Genomic DNA, 14318 nt, shown 5'->3' on the forward strand with positions numbered 1-14318 from the left:
ATAACATCAGGTTGATCATATCTTTGAAAATGAAAAGGCCTGATTTATGCATCAGGCCTCAGGACGATTTAGAACTTTTCAACCATGCGGAACTTCATCAATAACAGAGGCATAGTCGGCTCAAACATTTCGTACTCTTCGAAAAAACGCTGGTGCTCTTTGCGCCAGTATGCCAGCGTCCGGTCCCCCTCTCCTTCTTCCCAGGCATGTTGTTCTGTCACCTGGTCAAAAGGCACTTGTTTGACTTCGGTCAGTTGCACAGCACAAACCGGATTATTGCGACCATCGACTACCACAAAGATTTCGCCCGGCTCAGGTTCAGGATCATCATCAAGATTTGAACAGGTGGCGGTTTTTGTGCCAGCAATAACGCGCTTAGCCAGTTCGTCAGCTGACGATTCAGTATCACCAAACGACCAGCGCTCTGCGTCCCTGTATTTGAGTGGGATCTGCGGAATCATAATTTATCCTTTCAATTGAGATAGTTCACTGCCATTACAGTTAAACATTAGCACAAAAAAACCCGCCGTAGCGGGTTTTGCAAGCCGGAAAAGTGTCTTAAGGTTTGCAGTTATCCGGCATTTTCACCGGCCACTGACGCGCACTACCGGCACCGTATAAGACGGTAATACCACATTCCTTATCAACACGCGCCAGGGGTTTACCGGTTTTGTCTATCATCATCGACATAGCCGGTGTGGAAACGACTGCCACCCCGCTGTCAAACGGTGACGCGGCGCTAAACACTGGTGCTACCACGAAATTGCCCAGCGCATCGACAAAGCCATAATTACCGTCTGCTTTGGCGAATGCGAGCCCGTCGACAGGCAAACCTAAATCAGCGTAAGAGACGCCATCAGCTTCTTTCCCTTGCCCGTTAATCCAGGTTTTTGTCCCGTCAGCCCGCGTCAGCACGGCGTGATCATCAACCATCTGGCTGGCGTGCCCCTGAACCGTGAGAACCAGTTTGCCGGTGTTGTCGACATAACGTGTCGCAGGTTCGTTATCCTGCGGATCATAGGATACAGACCAGCCGCTCGCGGGTGGCATGTTCCACTGCCCTTCAGGCATAGCTGCCACACGCACACCTTTGTCATCGATCAGCTCATAACCTGCCGGCGTGGAACGCAGGGCGCGACCATGTACGAAGGCAGAACTCCGGCTGTCGCCGACAGGCTGAATTTGCCATTCACCCTGCGCAGACAAATACCCTTGCTGCGGCTGACGCGATAATTTCACCCAGTCGCCCAGAGCACTGATCCGTGTCTGCTGCTCATGAAGCTGAATATTACCTTTGGCATCCAGAAGCCAGGACTGCCCCGCCGCAGAAGTGGCCAGAATACGTCCGTCACTAAACTGATTGACGGTAAGGCCGGCGGTAGGTGCAATTCTTGGCTGAGCATCATTGCCAATGATTTCTGCAAGGACAGCCGATACCGGCTGGCCGTCAGTTGCAGGCTGTGTCAGTAACCAGAGGGCAGAGTTAATGCGACGGGCATCCGCATATTTAGCCGCAACCACCGTTTTACCCTGACTGTCGAGGATCCCCCACAGCCCTTCCGACGTTTTGAATGCGGCCAGACCATCTGAGTAATCACCCACATCCTGATAAGCCGGCTGGAGCACAGTTTTCTGGCTGGCGACATCATATATGCCCCACAGCGCGCCCTCCGCTGCCGTTTCACGATACCGGAACCAGCCATTACCGACAGATTCAATCTCGAATACATTGGGTAAATCGTAATGCTTACCGGCGCTATCAAGCGCAGTCAGTTTTCCATTCAGATAATCGAGCGCATAACCCTGGACGAAAGGTGAAATATTGTCTTCGGTCAGCGGGATAACCACCTTGCCTTGTGCATCCACCACGCCAGTGCCATCAGCAGTTCTCACGATAAATTGACCGATGTTGTCCTTGCTGTCAGCAGGTTCAATGTCCTGCCATTTGGTATCAAGCTGAAGGGCACCGTCCGGGCGCAGGAAACCCACACCATTTTTGCTGCTCGCATCACCAGGGCGCACCAGCGCCAGTGGCGTTGCGGTTGAAAGGGCTGAATTAGTAGGGGCATTAAGAGGTTCAATCCGGCTGCCATCAAGCGTGCTGATACTCTTCTGATTCAGCAATGCCTTGCCTGTAGTATCAACCACATTTACCACCCTCCCCTGTTCATTACGCAGCCATAAACGGTGGTCAATAACTTCTGCACTGGCAATTTGCGTCAGCCAGCCAACATTCTGAGTACCACCAATGACACCACCAGTAGGCGCGATAATGGCATTCACCTTTTTCTGCTCACCTTTGGTCGTTATCAGGAACTCTGCGGTATTTTGCTCCCAAGGCTCACTGCCTGCCGGCAGCGTAATCGCTTGTTTTCGCCCCGGAACATATAAAGTCAGGGAGTCTTTGCTGGCCGGATTTAAAACATAATCCCCTGATACGCGCAGGGCTGCCGCATCAGCTTCATTAAATGTGGCAATCACAGCGGCGGAATTATCCAGCAATTTGATGCCATCGGCCGTTTTCGCCAGCCAGAAGGCGCCCGTTTCCTCACTGACAGAAAGATATTTTTGTTCGTCCTGCACTCCGTCGGTGCGGATTAAGGTGATGCCATCGGCCTTCTTCGCCAGGGCAACAGAAGGATTGTGAGGATCGAGCGTGATGGACGTGTACTGCGGCTGCACGCGCCAGGTCAGATTGCCATCCACAATGCCGTAACCTTTAGTAGCATCGACAGCAATGAACAGATCATCGGAACCAAACGGCTCAACCACTTCCATTTTATCCGTGGCCACGTGGCGAACACCGTCTGGCGAAAGCAGTACGCTGTTAAATGTCAGGCTCAGGCGGGCAGGAACGCCATTACTCAGAACAGCGTCATCAACCAAATCATCCAGTGCTTTACCGACCTGAGCCCCTTTGCGGTCAATAACCTGAGATTTCCCCCCTGTTTTCACCACTGCCAATCCTGATTCAGTAAAGGGTTGTACGCTGTCAAAGGACGGCGGGATCATCCAGTTGCCGGTCAGATCGATATATCCCCACTTCCCCTGCTGCATGGCAGCGGCGGCACCGAAGTGATAATCCCCGACCTGTTCAAAAACAGGTTTGATGACGAGCTGCCCCTGATTATCTAAAAAACCCCAGCGCTCATCAGCAGCATCAGCAGCGGGTAAAAACACGGCTGCGCGCCCTTCACGAACGTCGCGGATACACAAATTTTGCGCTAATGGCAACGCTGCACGCAATTGAGTATCCGCCTGGGAAGCGGGCAACTGAGCCATACATGCCGGTGCAGATTCAGCTATTGCGGGTTCAGCCGCAACAGCAGAGGCGGTCAGCGTCAATAAGGCCATTGCACTGCCGGTGTTCAGTGCAGAGCGAAGTGCCTGGCATAGCCTTGAAGGTTTGCTGACAATCATTAATTACCCCCGGAACCACAAGCGGGTGCTTTGGCAGGCCATAGATAGGCACCTTTCGCATCCACGATGACGCGCTGATTACAACGCACCTGAATTTTTGCCTGAACATTCCCGTCGGCATTAAGTAAATTCACCACACCCTTGCCGCCGGCCCAGGCACGCTTCTCACTAAAATCACTGGCCCAGTCAAATTTAGGCAAAATAGCAAAACGGCCTGTGGTGTTGATATATCCCAACAGGTTGCCGTACGTGGATTTTTTTACGGCAGTCGCAAAATTATTGCTCATTGCTCCGACCTGATCGAAGTATGAACCAATCAGCTTTTTGCCTTGCTGATCGACAAAACCATAAAGGCCTTTCTGATCTCGCACAGGAATAACACCTGAGCTGGCTTTGTCAGCCAGCAGGCTATCCAGCCCGGCGAAACGCTGGATTTCATTGCCATCGTTGTCATAAAGAACGGTTTCACCAGTCACATCATCGTTCATGACCAGACGCGCCATTGAATTCAGCGGTTGCGCCTGATCGAAGCCCTCTGCGGAACCGCCGTGCTCATTAATCAGCGTAGTACGCCCGTCACTAACTGCACGGCTCAGATTAAGAGGTGCGATGAAATTAAATTCAGCGGTATAAAGCGGCTCAATCTGCCAGTCACCCTGACTGTTAATTGCACCGTAGTGCGGGGAGAAACTCAATCTAATCCTGTCACCTTCCACAGAACTCGAAGACGCATTAATGGCTTTACTGACCGGGAAACGCCCTGCGTTATCAAGTAACGCCACGCCCCCTTCGGAAGGCTGAACCAGCCAATGGTCATGCCCTACAGCTTGCGGTCTGGCGAGTAAATCCGTCGCAAGCGTTTGTCCGCTTTGTGCGCTGTAGAGACTGTAATGGCTGGAAAGCGCACCACGCTCACCCGGCTGATCGTTATCAGATAGAGTGAAGGCGCCCTGACCGATATATTGGAACTTACCGCTGCGGTCCGCATCTGGAGCTATTGCCCAGCTGCCATTCGTGTTGAGAACCCCCCATCCGTCATCGGCTTTAGCCAAGGCATAACCGTCGTTGAAACCATCAATTTCTGTGAACTGGGGTGCTGCCTTAATGCTTTTGCTCGCGATATCCCATAGGCCCCAGCGCTGTGATTCTTTTTCGCCCTCAGTGTAATAAACCAATCCGGAGGACAAACGCTGAGCGTTTTTCTGTATCTCTGCTGGGATATCTACTGTATTGCCATTTCGATCAATCAGATGCTTTACATCAGCATTGTTGGCGTTATCTACAGCCCAACTGTAATCACCGTCAAACGGCGTGATTTGAGTATATGTCGGCTGAATAACCCACTTGCCTGAAGCATCTACAGCACCCACTTTTTTATTTTGAGTGTGTATGAGGAGCGGAGCCTGAGACCCGGTAGTTTCTACTGATGCCCATTGGGGATCAGATAAGACATTACCCTGAGAAGTGAGAATGGCTGGCGGTTTGCTAACATCCGCAGGCGTCAAAACCGCCCACGGGAGGCTGTGCGCCGCATCGCCGTTTGATTCGGGTAATACAGCCACATCATCTGTCATCACTGCCGTGCCCAGTGGCCGCAGCTGATAGTTTTTTAGTGCAGCAAGCGTGGCATCATTAAGCAGCGCCACACCATTGTTGTCATAAATCTGAGCAACCTGTGGCATCTTGCCTTCAGTTTGCATAATCCAGAGATGATTGCCCTGTTGCAAAACCTGCGGCTTGTTAACTTTCAGCGAAACAATTTGGTTATCTGCACCGATGATAACGATGCCCTTACTACCCGTACCCAACGTTGCCTTTCCCCAGACCAAAATATTTTCAGCCTGATCAGCAGGAATATCCTGCACTTTCTCCAGCTTACTGCTGAGTAGTTGTTTATTATTATCGTTGCCTGTCACCAGCCAGCTGCCAGAAGCGAGCGGCTGCACAGATTTATATTGTTCTTTATTTAACGCAACGCCCTGACGGTCGACAAACGACCATAGGTTCTTAGTTTTCACTGCAACGACGTCACCGTTTAGCTGGGGTTCATCCCGCGTTTTAAGTACCATCGGGTTTATCGCCCAGTCACCGTTCTCATCGAGATACCCCCAGTAACCTTCTTCAGCTGAATCACGTTTTTGGGCGGGGATAAGCCCTGACTGTGGCAAATCGAGCGCCATAACATCATCAGGTAAAGAAAGAGAACGATCGGTCGACGCATTCCATAACGCAGGTGATACCTGGGTTTGGACACTTGCCAGTGCCTGACCGCCGGCAAAGCCACGGCTATCGAGAGCAACGGCAAACGGCAGCGTTTTAATCACGGCGCCTTTCTTGTCTATCAGCGCAAGACGATTATCTGTCACCACTAACGCAGTACCCTGCGCGTTAAAATCAGTGGCGCGCGTAAAACGCGGCTCGATAACCCAATGACCTTTTTTATCGATATACCCGAACTGATCGCCTTTTTTAACAGCGGCCAGGTCATTTACAAAACCCCGTGCTTCGCTGAAATCGGGTTTGATGACCATATGTCCGGTAGCATCTACGTAGCCCCACTGAGGCTCGCGGGACAGACCGACCTGAACAGGCGAAAGTCCCTGCTGAAAAGGTAACTGGCAATCTTTGGCGGTTTTTGCATTGCCACATGCCCGTAACTGCGCGTCATCCGCATGTACCGGCATGTTAAAAAAAGCATTCAGAACCAGGGTTAACGCGCTGAAATTTCTGATGTATTTGAATTTTTCGGAGCAATTCATCCGATGCCCTTATAACTGGATAAAATGGGAAAGTGTAGCGCACGCTTTTTCTTCATCACCCGCAAAATGGGCGCGTGAGACGGTAATAAATCCGATAATAATCAATTTCAAGCGCGCGCACATGCTATACGCCTATAGGGTGTCAGCTTGTGAAAGAAAAAGCAGCTAATTTATTACTCTGTAACGAATGAATACACTTCATCACTGCACCGGAAGGTACGCTACAGATGTTACCATCCGATTTGATCGCGCACCTTTTGTTAACTACATAATTACATTTTGACTTCTTTCCTAAAAATAGGATCGTTTTCTTTTACAAGCATAAAAATGGCGAATAATTAATCTCTAAAAGATTCTTATAACTTTTGATTAAAGTCATTATTCCCCCTGCTTATGTCTGGTTTTATAGATAAATGAGCGTTGTGTGACCAACATCACTCCCGGTCTGGGTGGCGTAAAACCTGGCAGTGTTCGGTTACAGCGTATTTCAGGTGCTTTATCTAATTGGGGAAGAGTCATGCCTATTGTTCGAGCCAGATTGAGTCTGTTTGGTGGCGACACCGTCGTCATTCGTTGTTCAGAAAAATGTCACATACATCTGATGTGTGAAAATGAGGTTGAGCGAAAAGGACGTCACTCAGGTTTCGGCGATATTTTGACGGTTAACGATCAGAATACGGCTTATGTAGGTATTCCCTATAAAGGTATCTGGAATGTTCTCATCGATTCGAAATGCGACTCTCTGGAGCATTCAATCAGCTACCTGCCAGCCTGATCAACTTCTTATATAAAAAAGAGCCTTCACTTCTTCTTATATTTTTGCTCTGGCGAATGGGAAACCATTTGCCTCATCCTCATACACCAATCCGTCATTTGCTGTTACTGAAGTTATAGGTAAGCGGGAATATCGTCTACCGGCAAAGTGAAATCTTGCGTAACATCGCGTAAAAACTTTAGCGTGTTACATCAGTTACATAGCGTTATTGAATTGAACATTCCATAATTTTAAAAACCTCTTTTATGGCCTGATTAATTGATTGCCAGCGTTGATTTCACATTGCATTCTGTTGATGTAACGACGTGGCACCGGTCAGTTCACCGGATTTCTTTCAGGCAAAACAGATATCTCAAAATGAATAATAAATCACTTTGCACCATCGCTGACGTAGCTGATCTTATTCCTGAGCTGCGCAAAGTTCGCCAACACCTGCACCAACATCCGGAACTCTCCAATGAAGAATCGGCAACAGCTGCGCTCGTCGCCAGGAGATTAGAATCACTGGGCTATCAGGTGACGACTGGCGTCGGCGGCTACGGTGTGATCGGTACAATGACGCAGGGCAACAGTTCACGCAGCATGGGTATCCGCGCAGATATGGATGCATTGCCGATAACGGAACAAACGGGTGTGAGCTACGCCAGCCAAAATCCAGGGAAAATGCATGCGTGCGGACATGACGGTCATACAACAATGCTGCTTGGCGCCGCTGAACAACTGGCGCGCAGCAAAAACTTCTCAGGCACCGTACACCTGATTTTCCAGCCGGCAGAAGAAATCGGTTTTAACAGTGGCGCAGAGCGCATGCTTGCAGAACAACTTTTTGAGAGATTCCCTTGCGATGCCATTTATGGTTTACATAACCATCCGGGATATCCGGTCGGGAAAATGATGTTCCGTTCAGGGCCGTTTATGGCAGCCTGCGACACTGTCAATATCACTATTCATGGCAAAGGCGGTCATGCGGCTCGCCCGCATATGACTGTCGATCCTATTCTTGTGGCCGGAAGTCTGGTAGTTGCATTACAGTCGGTGATTTCACGCAACATCGATCCGAATGAAACGGCAGTAGTCACCATCGGTTCATTGCACGCCGGTCATGCGGCCAATGTCATCCCGGAAACTGCGCGTCTGGAAATGAGTGTCCGCTCATTCGATCCGCAAGTGCGCAAAATCCTCGAACAGCGAATTTGTCAACTGATGGAAAATCATGCAACCGGATATGGCGCTCGTGCTGAAATCGAATATGTGCCCGGATACCCGGTACTGGTGAATCATGATAAGGAAACAGCGTTTGCAGCCGAAGTCGCAAAAGAGCTGCTGGGCGAAGATAATGTCATCGATAATTTGCCGCCCATTTCAGGCAGTGAAGATTTTGCTTATTTCCTGCAAAATAAACCAGGCTGTTTCCTGCGACTGGGCAATGGCGACAGCGCAGTTTTGCACAATCCGGCTTACAACTTTAATGATGAAAGCCTGAGTTTCGGGGCGGCTTACTGGACGCGTCTGGTTGAGCGTTATCTGGCTGATTAATGGGATAATTGCTTAGCGGCAAAAACCGAACCAGCGCATGCCGAAGTGAAAATGGTTGGCGTGCGCTGCATTATATTCGGGCCCGATTGAGTTTCCGAAAAACGGACAACTTTCAGCAAACAATGTATGGATATACCGCGCCTCAGCTCCCGTTTGTGGCCATTGCTTGAGTACGGTTAAATGGCGGCCATCCGACAGTTCAAAACCTGCAATATCAAGAGCTTCAGCGGTCGCATGTTCACTAAGCCGCGCATCAGGTTTATTGTAAACATTGCGACAGGCATAACTACCGAGGTGGTCAATTTTTACCAGAGGGGAACCTAGTTCCTGTGACGCTAATGGCTTCGCCACCTGTGCGACAAACATCGCACTGCTCAGGGCAAGACGACAACTCGCCAGATAACTCGTGCTCAGCGCAACCTCACCAAACCCTCGAACCCGCACCGGTTCTGTGAGCGGACATTTTCCTCCCATATCGCCTGGAGTACTGAACTGGATCGCGCCTTCTTTTTGCGCCCGTTCGAGCGTTGCCAGACATTCCCGGGGATTATTATCCAGCTTTCTTAATTTGTATCGGGTAATCAGATTTGGCGGGTCAGTAATAACCAGCGGTATGAAAGGATTATATTCTGAAGGCACATGACGAGTTATCCACGGACCACCGAAATACAGTGCCATTAAAATTACAGTCAGGCTTACCCAATATCGCATAATGCTCCTTACATGGTTGTGCCGCAGCAGTCCCTTGATTTTACGGGAGTAATATCCTGAGTATAGCGTCTGAGTAAATAAGAGTCTGACGGGGTTACAAGTCGCGCAATAAACTTACGAAGGTTTGACATAAATCGACATTGAGATTGTTACTTTTATTCCCGAAGACGAAGTTTCTTCTCCTGTGTCCACTGTGAACTGTCCTTCATAGTGTGTAAGACCCTCGCATTACCCCTTTCAGCCCGCCCCAAGCGGGCTTTTTTTTATCTGCAATCTATGAGCGCTCTGCAGCAAAGCCGTTCTCAGTTACTCCACTCGCCTGACATCCGGATGCCTTTGACTGGCCGCCTCATGAAAAATATCCCCCAGCCAACCGGAGACTTCATCCTCTGTCATGTCGTCGGGAATAATGATGTCATAAAGCCTGGTAAATTTTCGCTCCGCCATATCAGCACGGAAAACCTGCCAGCCATCAGGGGGCTTTTTAACAGCAAGGTAGCGACCAAAAACATTGTAAATCAGCATAGGGTTTCCCTGCCAAATCTGGTATATGCCATATCTAGATTTCATAGTCAAAGTGATGGGCGGGAGTCTAAATGAGGTGCAGTTAGGATAGCCTTAGCGATTGGTCTGATAAAAGGATATTCATTTTAAAAACAGGCAAAAAAAAGACCGAATACGATTCCTATATTCGGTCTAGGGAAATGGCTCTTGGGAGAGAGCCGTGCGCTAAAAGTTGGCATTAATGCAGGCGGTTAAGCCGTACAACTTAAAGAGTAGACGACAGATGACTAATTTCCACCCAGTTTGAAACATAGTGATAATAACAATGATGTATTATTTCTATTGTGTGACAACATACGCAAAACATGGGATTAACATCAGTCGTTTACCGGCGGCACGGCGTTTCAGCAAAGCGATTCAGCCTTGGCTATAAATGGAGCCAGGCTCATTTTTTGTCCGGGATTCTGCGGGTCGTCCAGCCAGATTTTCTCCAGTGGCACAGCCTGAACCTGATGGTTTTTGACCTGCTCTTTTGCCACGTCATTCAGAGGATATTGCGCCAGCGTGCTGTCATTAATCACATACAGCGCTTTGCCCGGACGGCATTGCAGCATGACCTCTTCGCGGGTGAAGGCCCAGGCCTTACCGTATTGCAGACGGCTGATGGTCTCCAGTTGCGGGGCGGCAAAGCTGCTGGCAGATAAAGTCAGCAGCACACAGGTAAGCAGTGTTTTCCTCATGATTTTCCTCGGTAATATTGGATTCTTTGTAATCTTCAGATGACCATTTTCAACGCGGGGCAAGTGTCGCGAACCAGCTCACCAGCAGTAAAACGCCGATCGCCAGTCCCCATTCCAGCCAGGTCATGGTGATAAAACGACTCTGCGCCCGCTCAGGGTCTTTGCCCATCAACGGCACCAACCGGTAACGGTTATAAACTGCCACTGCCGCCATCATCGCGACCAGTATCACTTTGACCACCAGCAGGCACTGATAAAGAGATGTCATATCGGTTGGCCAGCGCTGCAATATAATGGTGGTATTAAGGATACCGGTGATGATCACCAGCACGACCGCAGCGTGTCCCCAGACAGAAAAACGGACAAGCGTGACAATCGCATAAGGCCTTGCCGATGGCTGGCGGGTATACAACATGCAGGTCAGTAAAGGCAATAAAGACCCGAACCAGTAAGCCGCACTGAGCAGATGCACCACGTGGTTAGTCCGCTGTACAAGCCCCAGCAACCCCTGATGCATCGCGGCATGTCCAATCAGTGCCTGAGTTATCAATAAACCCAGCGAGCACAGAAACAGCAGAACATTACGGCCGGGCAGCCATTCCATTAACAACACCAGCAACAGTACGGCCGTCAGCAACAAGTGCCAGCTCCACACTTCGCCAAACGCAGTGGTTAATACCAGTATCCAGACGTTAAGGTTGAGAATATCGTCCCAGCCGTTGCCCATCAGAGCGGCCTGTATGGCCAGCATACCGACGGATGTAACCGCGGCGATAAGTCCGGACCAGACCATCAACGTCTGATTTTTACGCTGTAAAATGGCTGAAAATCCCTCTGGTGCCAGCAAAGAGCAAAATACGCTCAGTCCGAAAATTTGCATCAGTGATGCAAAATGCAGAAACCGGCACAGGACGAACAGTGCTGTAAGACTCATGGCTTATTTGACGGTGAAGCTGTACTGACCGTGAGTTTTATGACCATCAACGGATACCACATTCCACGTCACGACATATTTCCCGGCAGCAAGCGCATCGGTCAGCGGCAACACGGCTTGTGTATTATCGTTCGCAGCCAGTGTCATTTTACCGGTTTTCACGGTTTTTTGGCTGGCATCCGTCAGGGTAACTTTACTGAAATTTGGCTCGATACCTTCACTGAAACCCAGAGATAATTCGGTCGGACTGGCGGAAAGGACCGCATCCGCCGCAGGGGTTTCCGTTTTGAGGTGAGCATGAGCAGAAGCCTGCTGTGAGATAAATCCGCTCAGCAATACGGCTGAGACTGCCAGCGCACGGCAAAGAGAAGTGGTTTTATTGAACACGATAATTTCCTTGGCTTGCTTGATGATGAATTTATAACGCCGACACTTTAGCGCAATCCGCCACAAAACGATTGCCAAAAAGCCATAAAAAAACGCAGAGGCCTGAGCACTCTGCGTTTTTGGGCAACAGCGGCAAAATTTAGCCCGCTGTTGCCTGAGCAACCATGTTCTTCAGATCTTTATCCACAAAGAACAAACCATTGCCGGTATTGCTGACCAGCGCCAGTTTATCCAGCACGGATTTGAACAATGTTTCTTCTTCATGCTGCTCAGCAACGTACCATTGCAGAAAATTGAAGGAGGAATAGTCTTTCAGCGTCATGGACAAATCAGCCAGCTCGTTGATTTTCTGAGTGATCAGCTGTTCGTGTTCGTAAGTCTGTTTGAACAAATCGGTCAGAGATTCGAAAGAAACCGGCGGAGCAGCAATCGCGCCCAGCAATGGCAGAGCACCGGTATCGCTGACGTATTTGAAGAGGCGATGCATATGATCCATCTCTTCCATTGAATGCTGTTTCAGGAATGCGGCCGCACCTTCGTAGCCTTTATCGCTGCACCATGCACTCATCTGCAAATATAAATTGGCAGAATAAAACTCGAGGTTCAGCTGTTCATTAAGCTGATCAATCATTTCTTTTTTAAGCATGACACGGCTCCAAATTAAATTATGGCAGGTGGGGAGATTTATTTATCCGCATTATGCCCGCATCAACACAAAATAAAAACACCCGATTCACATTAATACCACTCACAATAACAAGTAATTTTAACAATCTGATTTAAAACAATATTTTTCTAAAATAAATATGCAACAATGATAATCATTAACATATAGATTACTATTAAAAAGAATCATTCTTATTCACGATATTAATTATCGGGTAATTAATGGAGTTAATTATCACTTCGCGTTTGTGAATGGTTCTTATTTACTTTTAATATTTTCCCGTTATTCAGTTCTTCAGGCAGATCGTTAAAATAAAATGACAACATTCACGATGGCGTCTGCCTCGGGTACAATGTGGTAAAACCGGTTATCAGGAAGCTGTAATGAGCATCAATCTGGCTGAAATCAGTAAAGAAGAGATGGATCGTATCAACATCGATCTGGCCGCCTCAGCGGTGGCTTTTAAAGAACGCTACAATATGCCTGTTGTCGCGGAAATGGCCGAGCGCGAGCAGCCTGCGCATCTGCGTACCTATTTTCGTGAACGGGTGATGTTTTATCGCGGGGAATCACATAAGTTCTCCCGCTTACCTTATGAACCCAAACAAAAGTAAGCGGGAGCAGCAGGAAAAGGTTAGCGCCGGGCGGCGAATCGCTGGTTAGTGCGGATTAACTGATCCAGGATGCCAGGCTCATCAAACGAGTGCCCTGCCCCTTCGATAATATGCAGGTCCGCTTCCGGCCATGCCTGCGCCAGATCCCAGGCGTTTTGCACCTGACAGGCCATATCATAGCGGCCATGAACAATCACTGCCGGAATATGGCGGATGCGATCTATATTTTTCAGCAACTGGTCATCCGTTTCTAAAAAGCCCATGTGCGTGAAGTAATGGTTTTCAATGCGGGCAAAAGCCAGCGCGAAATTGTCTTCGCCAAAGGACGACGCGCCTTCCGCAGGCATTAGCGTTACCGTCTCCCCTTCCCATAAACTCCAGATTTTAGCCGCTTCTAGCTGAACAGCGCGATCGTCAGAAGTCAGACGGGCGCGGTACGATGCAATCACGTCCTTGCGTTCGTCTTGCGAAAGAATCGACAAAATACGTTGCCATTTTTCAGGGAAAAAACGTGAGGCGCCGTCCTGGTAATACCAGGTCAGTTCCTGTTTACGCAGCGTGAAAATACCCCGCAGAACCATCTCGCTGACGCGTTCAGGATGCGTTTGGGCGTATGCCAGTGCCAGCGTCGAGCCCCAGGAACCCCCGAAAACCAGCCATTTATCGACACCGGCCAGTTTACGCAAACGTTCAATATCGTCGACCAGATGCCAGGTTGTGTTGTTGTCGAGGCTGGCGTGAGGTTTAGAGCGTCCACAGCCACGCTGGTCAAACAGCATGACGTCATAATCATTGGCGTCAAACAGCTGACGATGCACCGATGAGCATCCCCCGCCCGGTCCGCCATGAATAAACACCGCCGGTTTGCCTTCCGGGTTTCCGCTGCGTTCCCAGTAAATCTGGTGACCATCACCTGTATCAAGCATGCCACTGGCATAGGCTTCCAGCGGCGGATACAACCCTTTTAATTTTGGCATGACATTTCCTGTTCTATTCGGCCAGTGTATTGATAAATGTGCTTACACGTTAATAACAGCGCATCGGCCCACTTACAACAAGTGGTTATGTCCAAAAACCATTGTTTTGTATGCCGTTCGCATACTTATCGCGCAATTTGATTGCACCACTCGCCAGCCGGTGAAATGCTCCACCTCTGTAAAGTATTGTGGGATGCACAAAGGTGCTTGCAACTGGCCCGAATTAGGCAGTAAATAGGTGAGCAACCCAATCCACCCGCTTTAAGAGAGGCAATTATGAGTAAAGGAATGGAT

At 49.3% G+C, this 14318-nt stretch carries 13 protein-coding genes; 3 read left to right on the top strand and 10 right to left on the bottom strand.

The window, feature by feature from the left end:
• Positions 1-68: 68 nt before the first annotated feature.
• The 3 genes from J1784_RS21615 to J1784_RS21625 all read right to left on the bottom strand — a co-directional run bounded on the left by J1784_RS21615 (position 69) and on the right by J1784_RS21625 (position 6179).
• Positions 69-461 (bottom strand): ASCH domain-containing protein, encoded by a 393-nt coding sequence (locus tag J1784_RS21615; protein WP_120161753.1) that lies wholly within the window; start codon positions 459-461, stop codon positions 69-71.
• A 97-nt stretch (positions 462-558) separates the two neighbouring features.
• The gene (locus tag J1784_RS21620; RefSeq protein WP_217150900.1) at positions 559-3420 is read right to left on the bottom strand and encodes a WG repeat-containing protein; all 2862 of its coding nucleotides are present in this window, start codon (positions 3418-3420) and stop codon (positions 559-561) included.
• Complete coding sequence (locus J1784_RS21625; RefSeq protein ID WP_217150901.1) at positions 3420-6179, bottom strand: WG repeat-containing protein; 2760 nt, start codon at positions 6177-6179, stop codon at positions 3420-3422. Before J1784_RS21625 ends, J1784_RS21620 begins: the two co-directional genes overlap by 1 nt.
• 517 nt (positions 6180-6696) lie before the next feature.
• Between J1784_RS21625 and J1784_RS21630 the strand changes: the two genes are divergently transcribed.
• Positions 6697-6954, top strand: coding sequence for a DUF1883 domain-containing protein (locus J1784_RS21630; RefSeq protein WP_217151151.1), 258 nt, complete (start codon positions 6697-6699; stop codon positions 6952-6954).
• 357 nt (positions 6955-7311) lie between these two features.
• Entirely contained in the window at positions 7312-8490 is a 1179-nt protein-coding gene (locus J1784_RS21635; protein ID WP_217150902.1) for a M20 aminoacylase family protein, read from the top strand.
• Between the two features lie 12 nt (positions 8491-8502).
• Here the strand turns inward: J1784_RS21635 and J1784_RS21640 are convergent, their stop codons facing one another.
• The 6 genes from J1784_RS21640 to ftnA form a co-directional block, all read right to left on the bottom strand.
• A complete protein-coding gene (locus J1784_RS21640; RefSeq protein WP_217150903.1) occupies positions 8503-9201 on the bottom strand; it encodes an extensin-like domain-containing protein in 699 nt (232 codons plus the stop codon).
• Between the two features lie 306 nt (positions 9202-9507).
• Positions 9508-9726, bottom strand: coding sequence for a DUF7661 family protein (locus tag J1784_RS21645; protein ID WP_217150904.1), 219 nt, complete (start codon positions 9724-9726; stop codon positions 9508-9510).
• Between the two features lie 383 nt (positions 9727-10109).
• Positions 10110-10445, bottom strand: a complete 336-nt coding sequence (locus J1784_RS21650; RefSeq protein ID WP_217150905.1) for a YebY family protein — start codon at positions 10443-10445, stop codon at positions 10110-10112.
• Positions 10446-10494: 49 nt separating this feature from the next.
• Positions 10495-11379, bottom strand: a complete 885-nt coding sequence (gene copD, locus J1784_RS21655; protein ID WP_217150906.1) for a copper homeostasis membrane protein CopD — start codon at positions 11377-11379, stop codon at positions 10495-10497.
• A 3-nt stretch (positions 11380-11382) separates the two neighbouring features.
• The gene (gene copC / locus J1784_RS21660; RefSeq protein WP_420803990.1) at positions 11383-11769 is read right to left on the bottom strand and encodes a copper homeostasis periplasmic binding protein CopC; all 387 of its coding nucleotides are present in this window, start codon (positions 11767-11769) and stop codon (positions 11383-11385) included.
• A gap of 136 nt (positions 11770-11905) precedes the next feature.
• A complete protein-coding gene (gene ftnA, locus J1784_RS21665; protein ID WP_217150908.1) occupies positions 11906-12412 on the bottom strand; it encodes a non-heme ferritin in 507 nt (168 codons plus the stop codon).
• A gap of 404 nt (positions 12413-12816) precedes the next feature.
• Between ftnA and J1784_RS21670 the strand changes: the two genes are divergently transcribed.
• Positions 12817-13047, top strand: a complete 231-nt coding sequence (locus J1784_RS21670; protein WP_120132034.1) for a DNA polymerase III subunit theta — start codon at positions 12817-12819, stop codon at positions 13045-13047.
• Positions 13048-13067: 20 nt separating this feature from the next.
• Here J1784_RS21670 and pip read toward each other — a convergent pair whose 3' ends face one another.
• Positions 13068-14024 (bottom strand): prolyl aminopeptidase, encoded by a 957-nt coding sequence (gene pip, locus J1784_RS21675; RefSeq protein WP_217150909.1) that lies wholly within the window; start codon positions 14022-14024, stop codon positions 13068-13070.
• Positions 14025-14318: the final 294 nt, after the last annotated feature.

This window comes from Rahnella ecdela (assembly GCF_019049625.1).
In the GTDB taxonomy this organism is placed as follows: Bacteria; Pseudomonadota; Gammaproteobacteria; order Enterobacterales; family Enterobacteriaceae; genus Rahnella; species Rahnella ecdela.

Coding starts and splice junctions, on each gene's coding strand:
- J1784_RS21630 (WP_217151151.1), top strand. CDS start 6,697: ATGCCTATTGTTCGAGCCAGATTGAGTCTGTTTGGTGGCGACACCGTC.
- copD (WP_217150906.1), bottom strand. CDS start 11,379: ATGAGTCTTACAGCACTGTTCGTCCTGTGCCGGTTTCTGCATTTTGCA.
- J1784_RS21670 (WP_120132034.1), top strand. CDS start 12,817: ATGAGCATCAATCTGGCTGAAATCAGTAAAGAAGAGATGGATCGTATC.
- J1784_RS21615 (WP_120161753.1), bottom strand. CDS start 461: ATGATTCCGCAGATCCCACTCAAATACAGGGACGCAGAGCGCTGGTCG.
- J1784_RS21620 (WP_217150900.1), bottom strand. CDS start 3,420: ATGATTGTCAGCAAACCTTCAAGGCTATGCCAGGCACTTCGCTCTGCA.
- J1784_RS21635 (WP_217150902.1), top strand. CDS start 7,312: ATGAATAATAAATCACTTTGCACCATCGCTGACGTAGCTGATCTTATT.
- J1784_RS21640 (WP_217150903.1), bottom strand. CDS start 9,201: ATGCGATATTGGGTAAGCCTGACTGTAATTTTAATGGCACTGTATTTC.
- pip (WP_217150909.1), bottom strand. CDS start 14,024: ATGCCAAAATTAAAAGGGTTGTATCCGCCGCTGGAAGCCTATGCCAGT.
- J1784_RS21625 (WP_217150901.1), bottom strand. CDS start 6,179: ATGAATTGCTCCGAAAAATTCAAATACATCAGAAATTTCAGCGCGTTA.
- ftnA (WP_217150908.1), bottom strand. CDS start 12,412: ATGCTTAAAAAAGAAATGATTGATCAGCTTAATGAACAGCTGAACCTC.
- J1784_RS21645 (WP_217150904.1), bottom strand. CDS start 9,726: ATGCTGATTTACAATGTTTTTGGTCGCTACCTTGCTGTTAAAAAGCCC.
- J1784_RS21650 (WP_217150905.1), bottom strand. CDS start 10,445: ATGAGGAAAACACTGCTTACCTGTGTGCTGCTGACTTTATCTGCCAGC.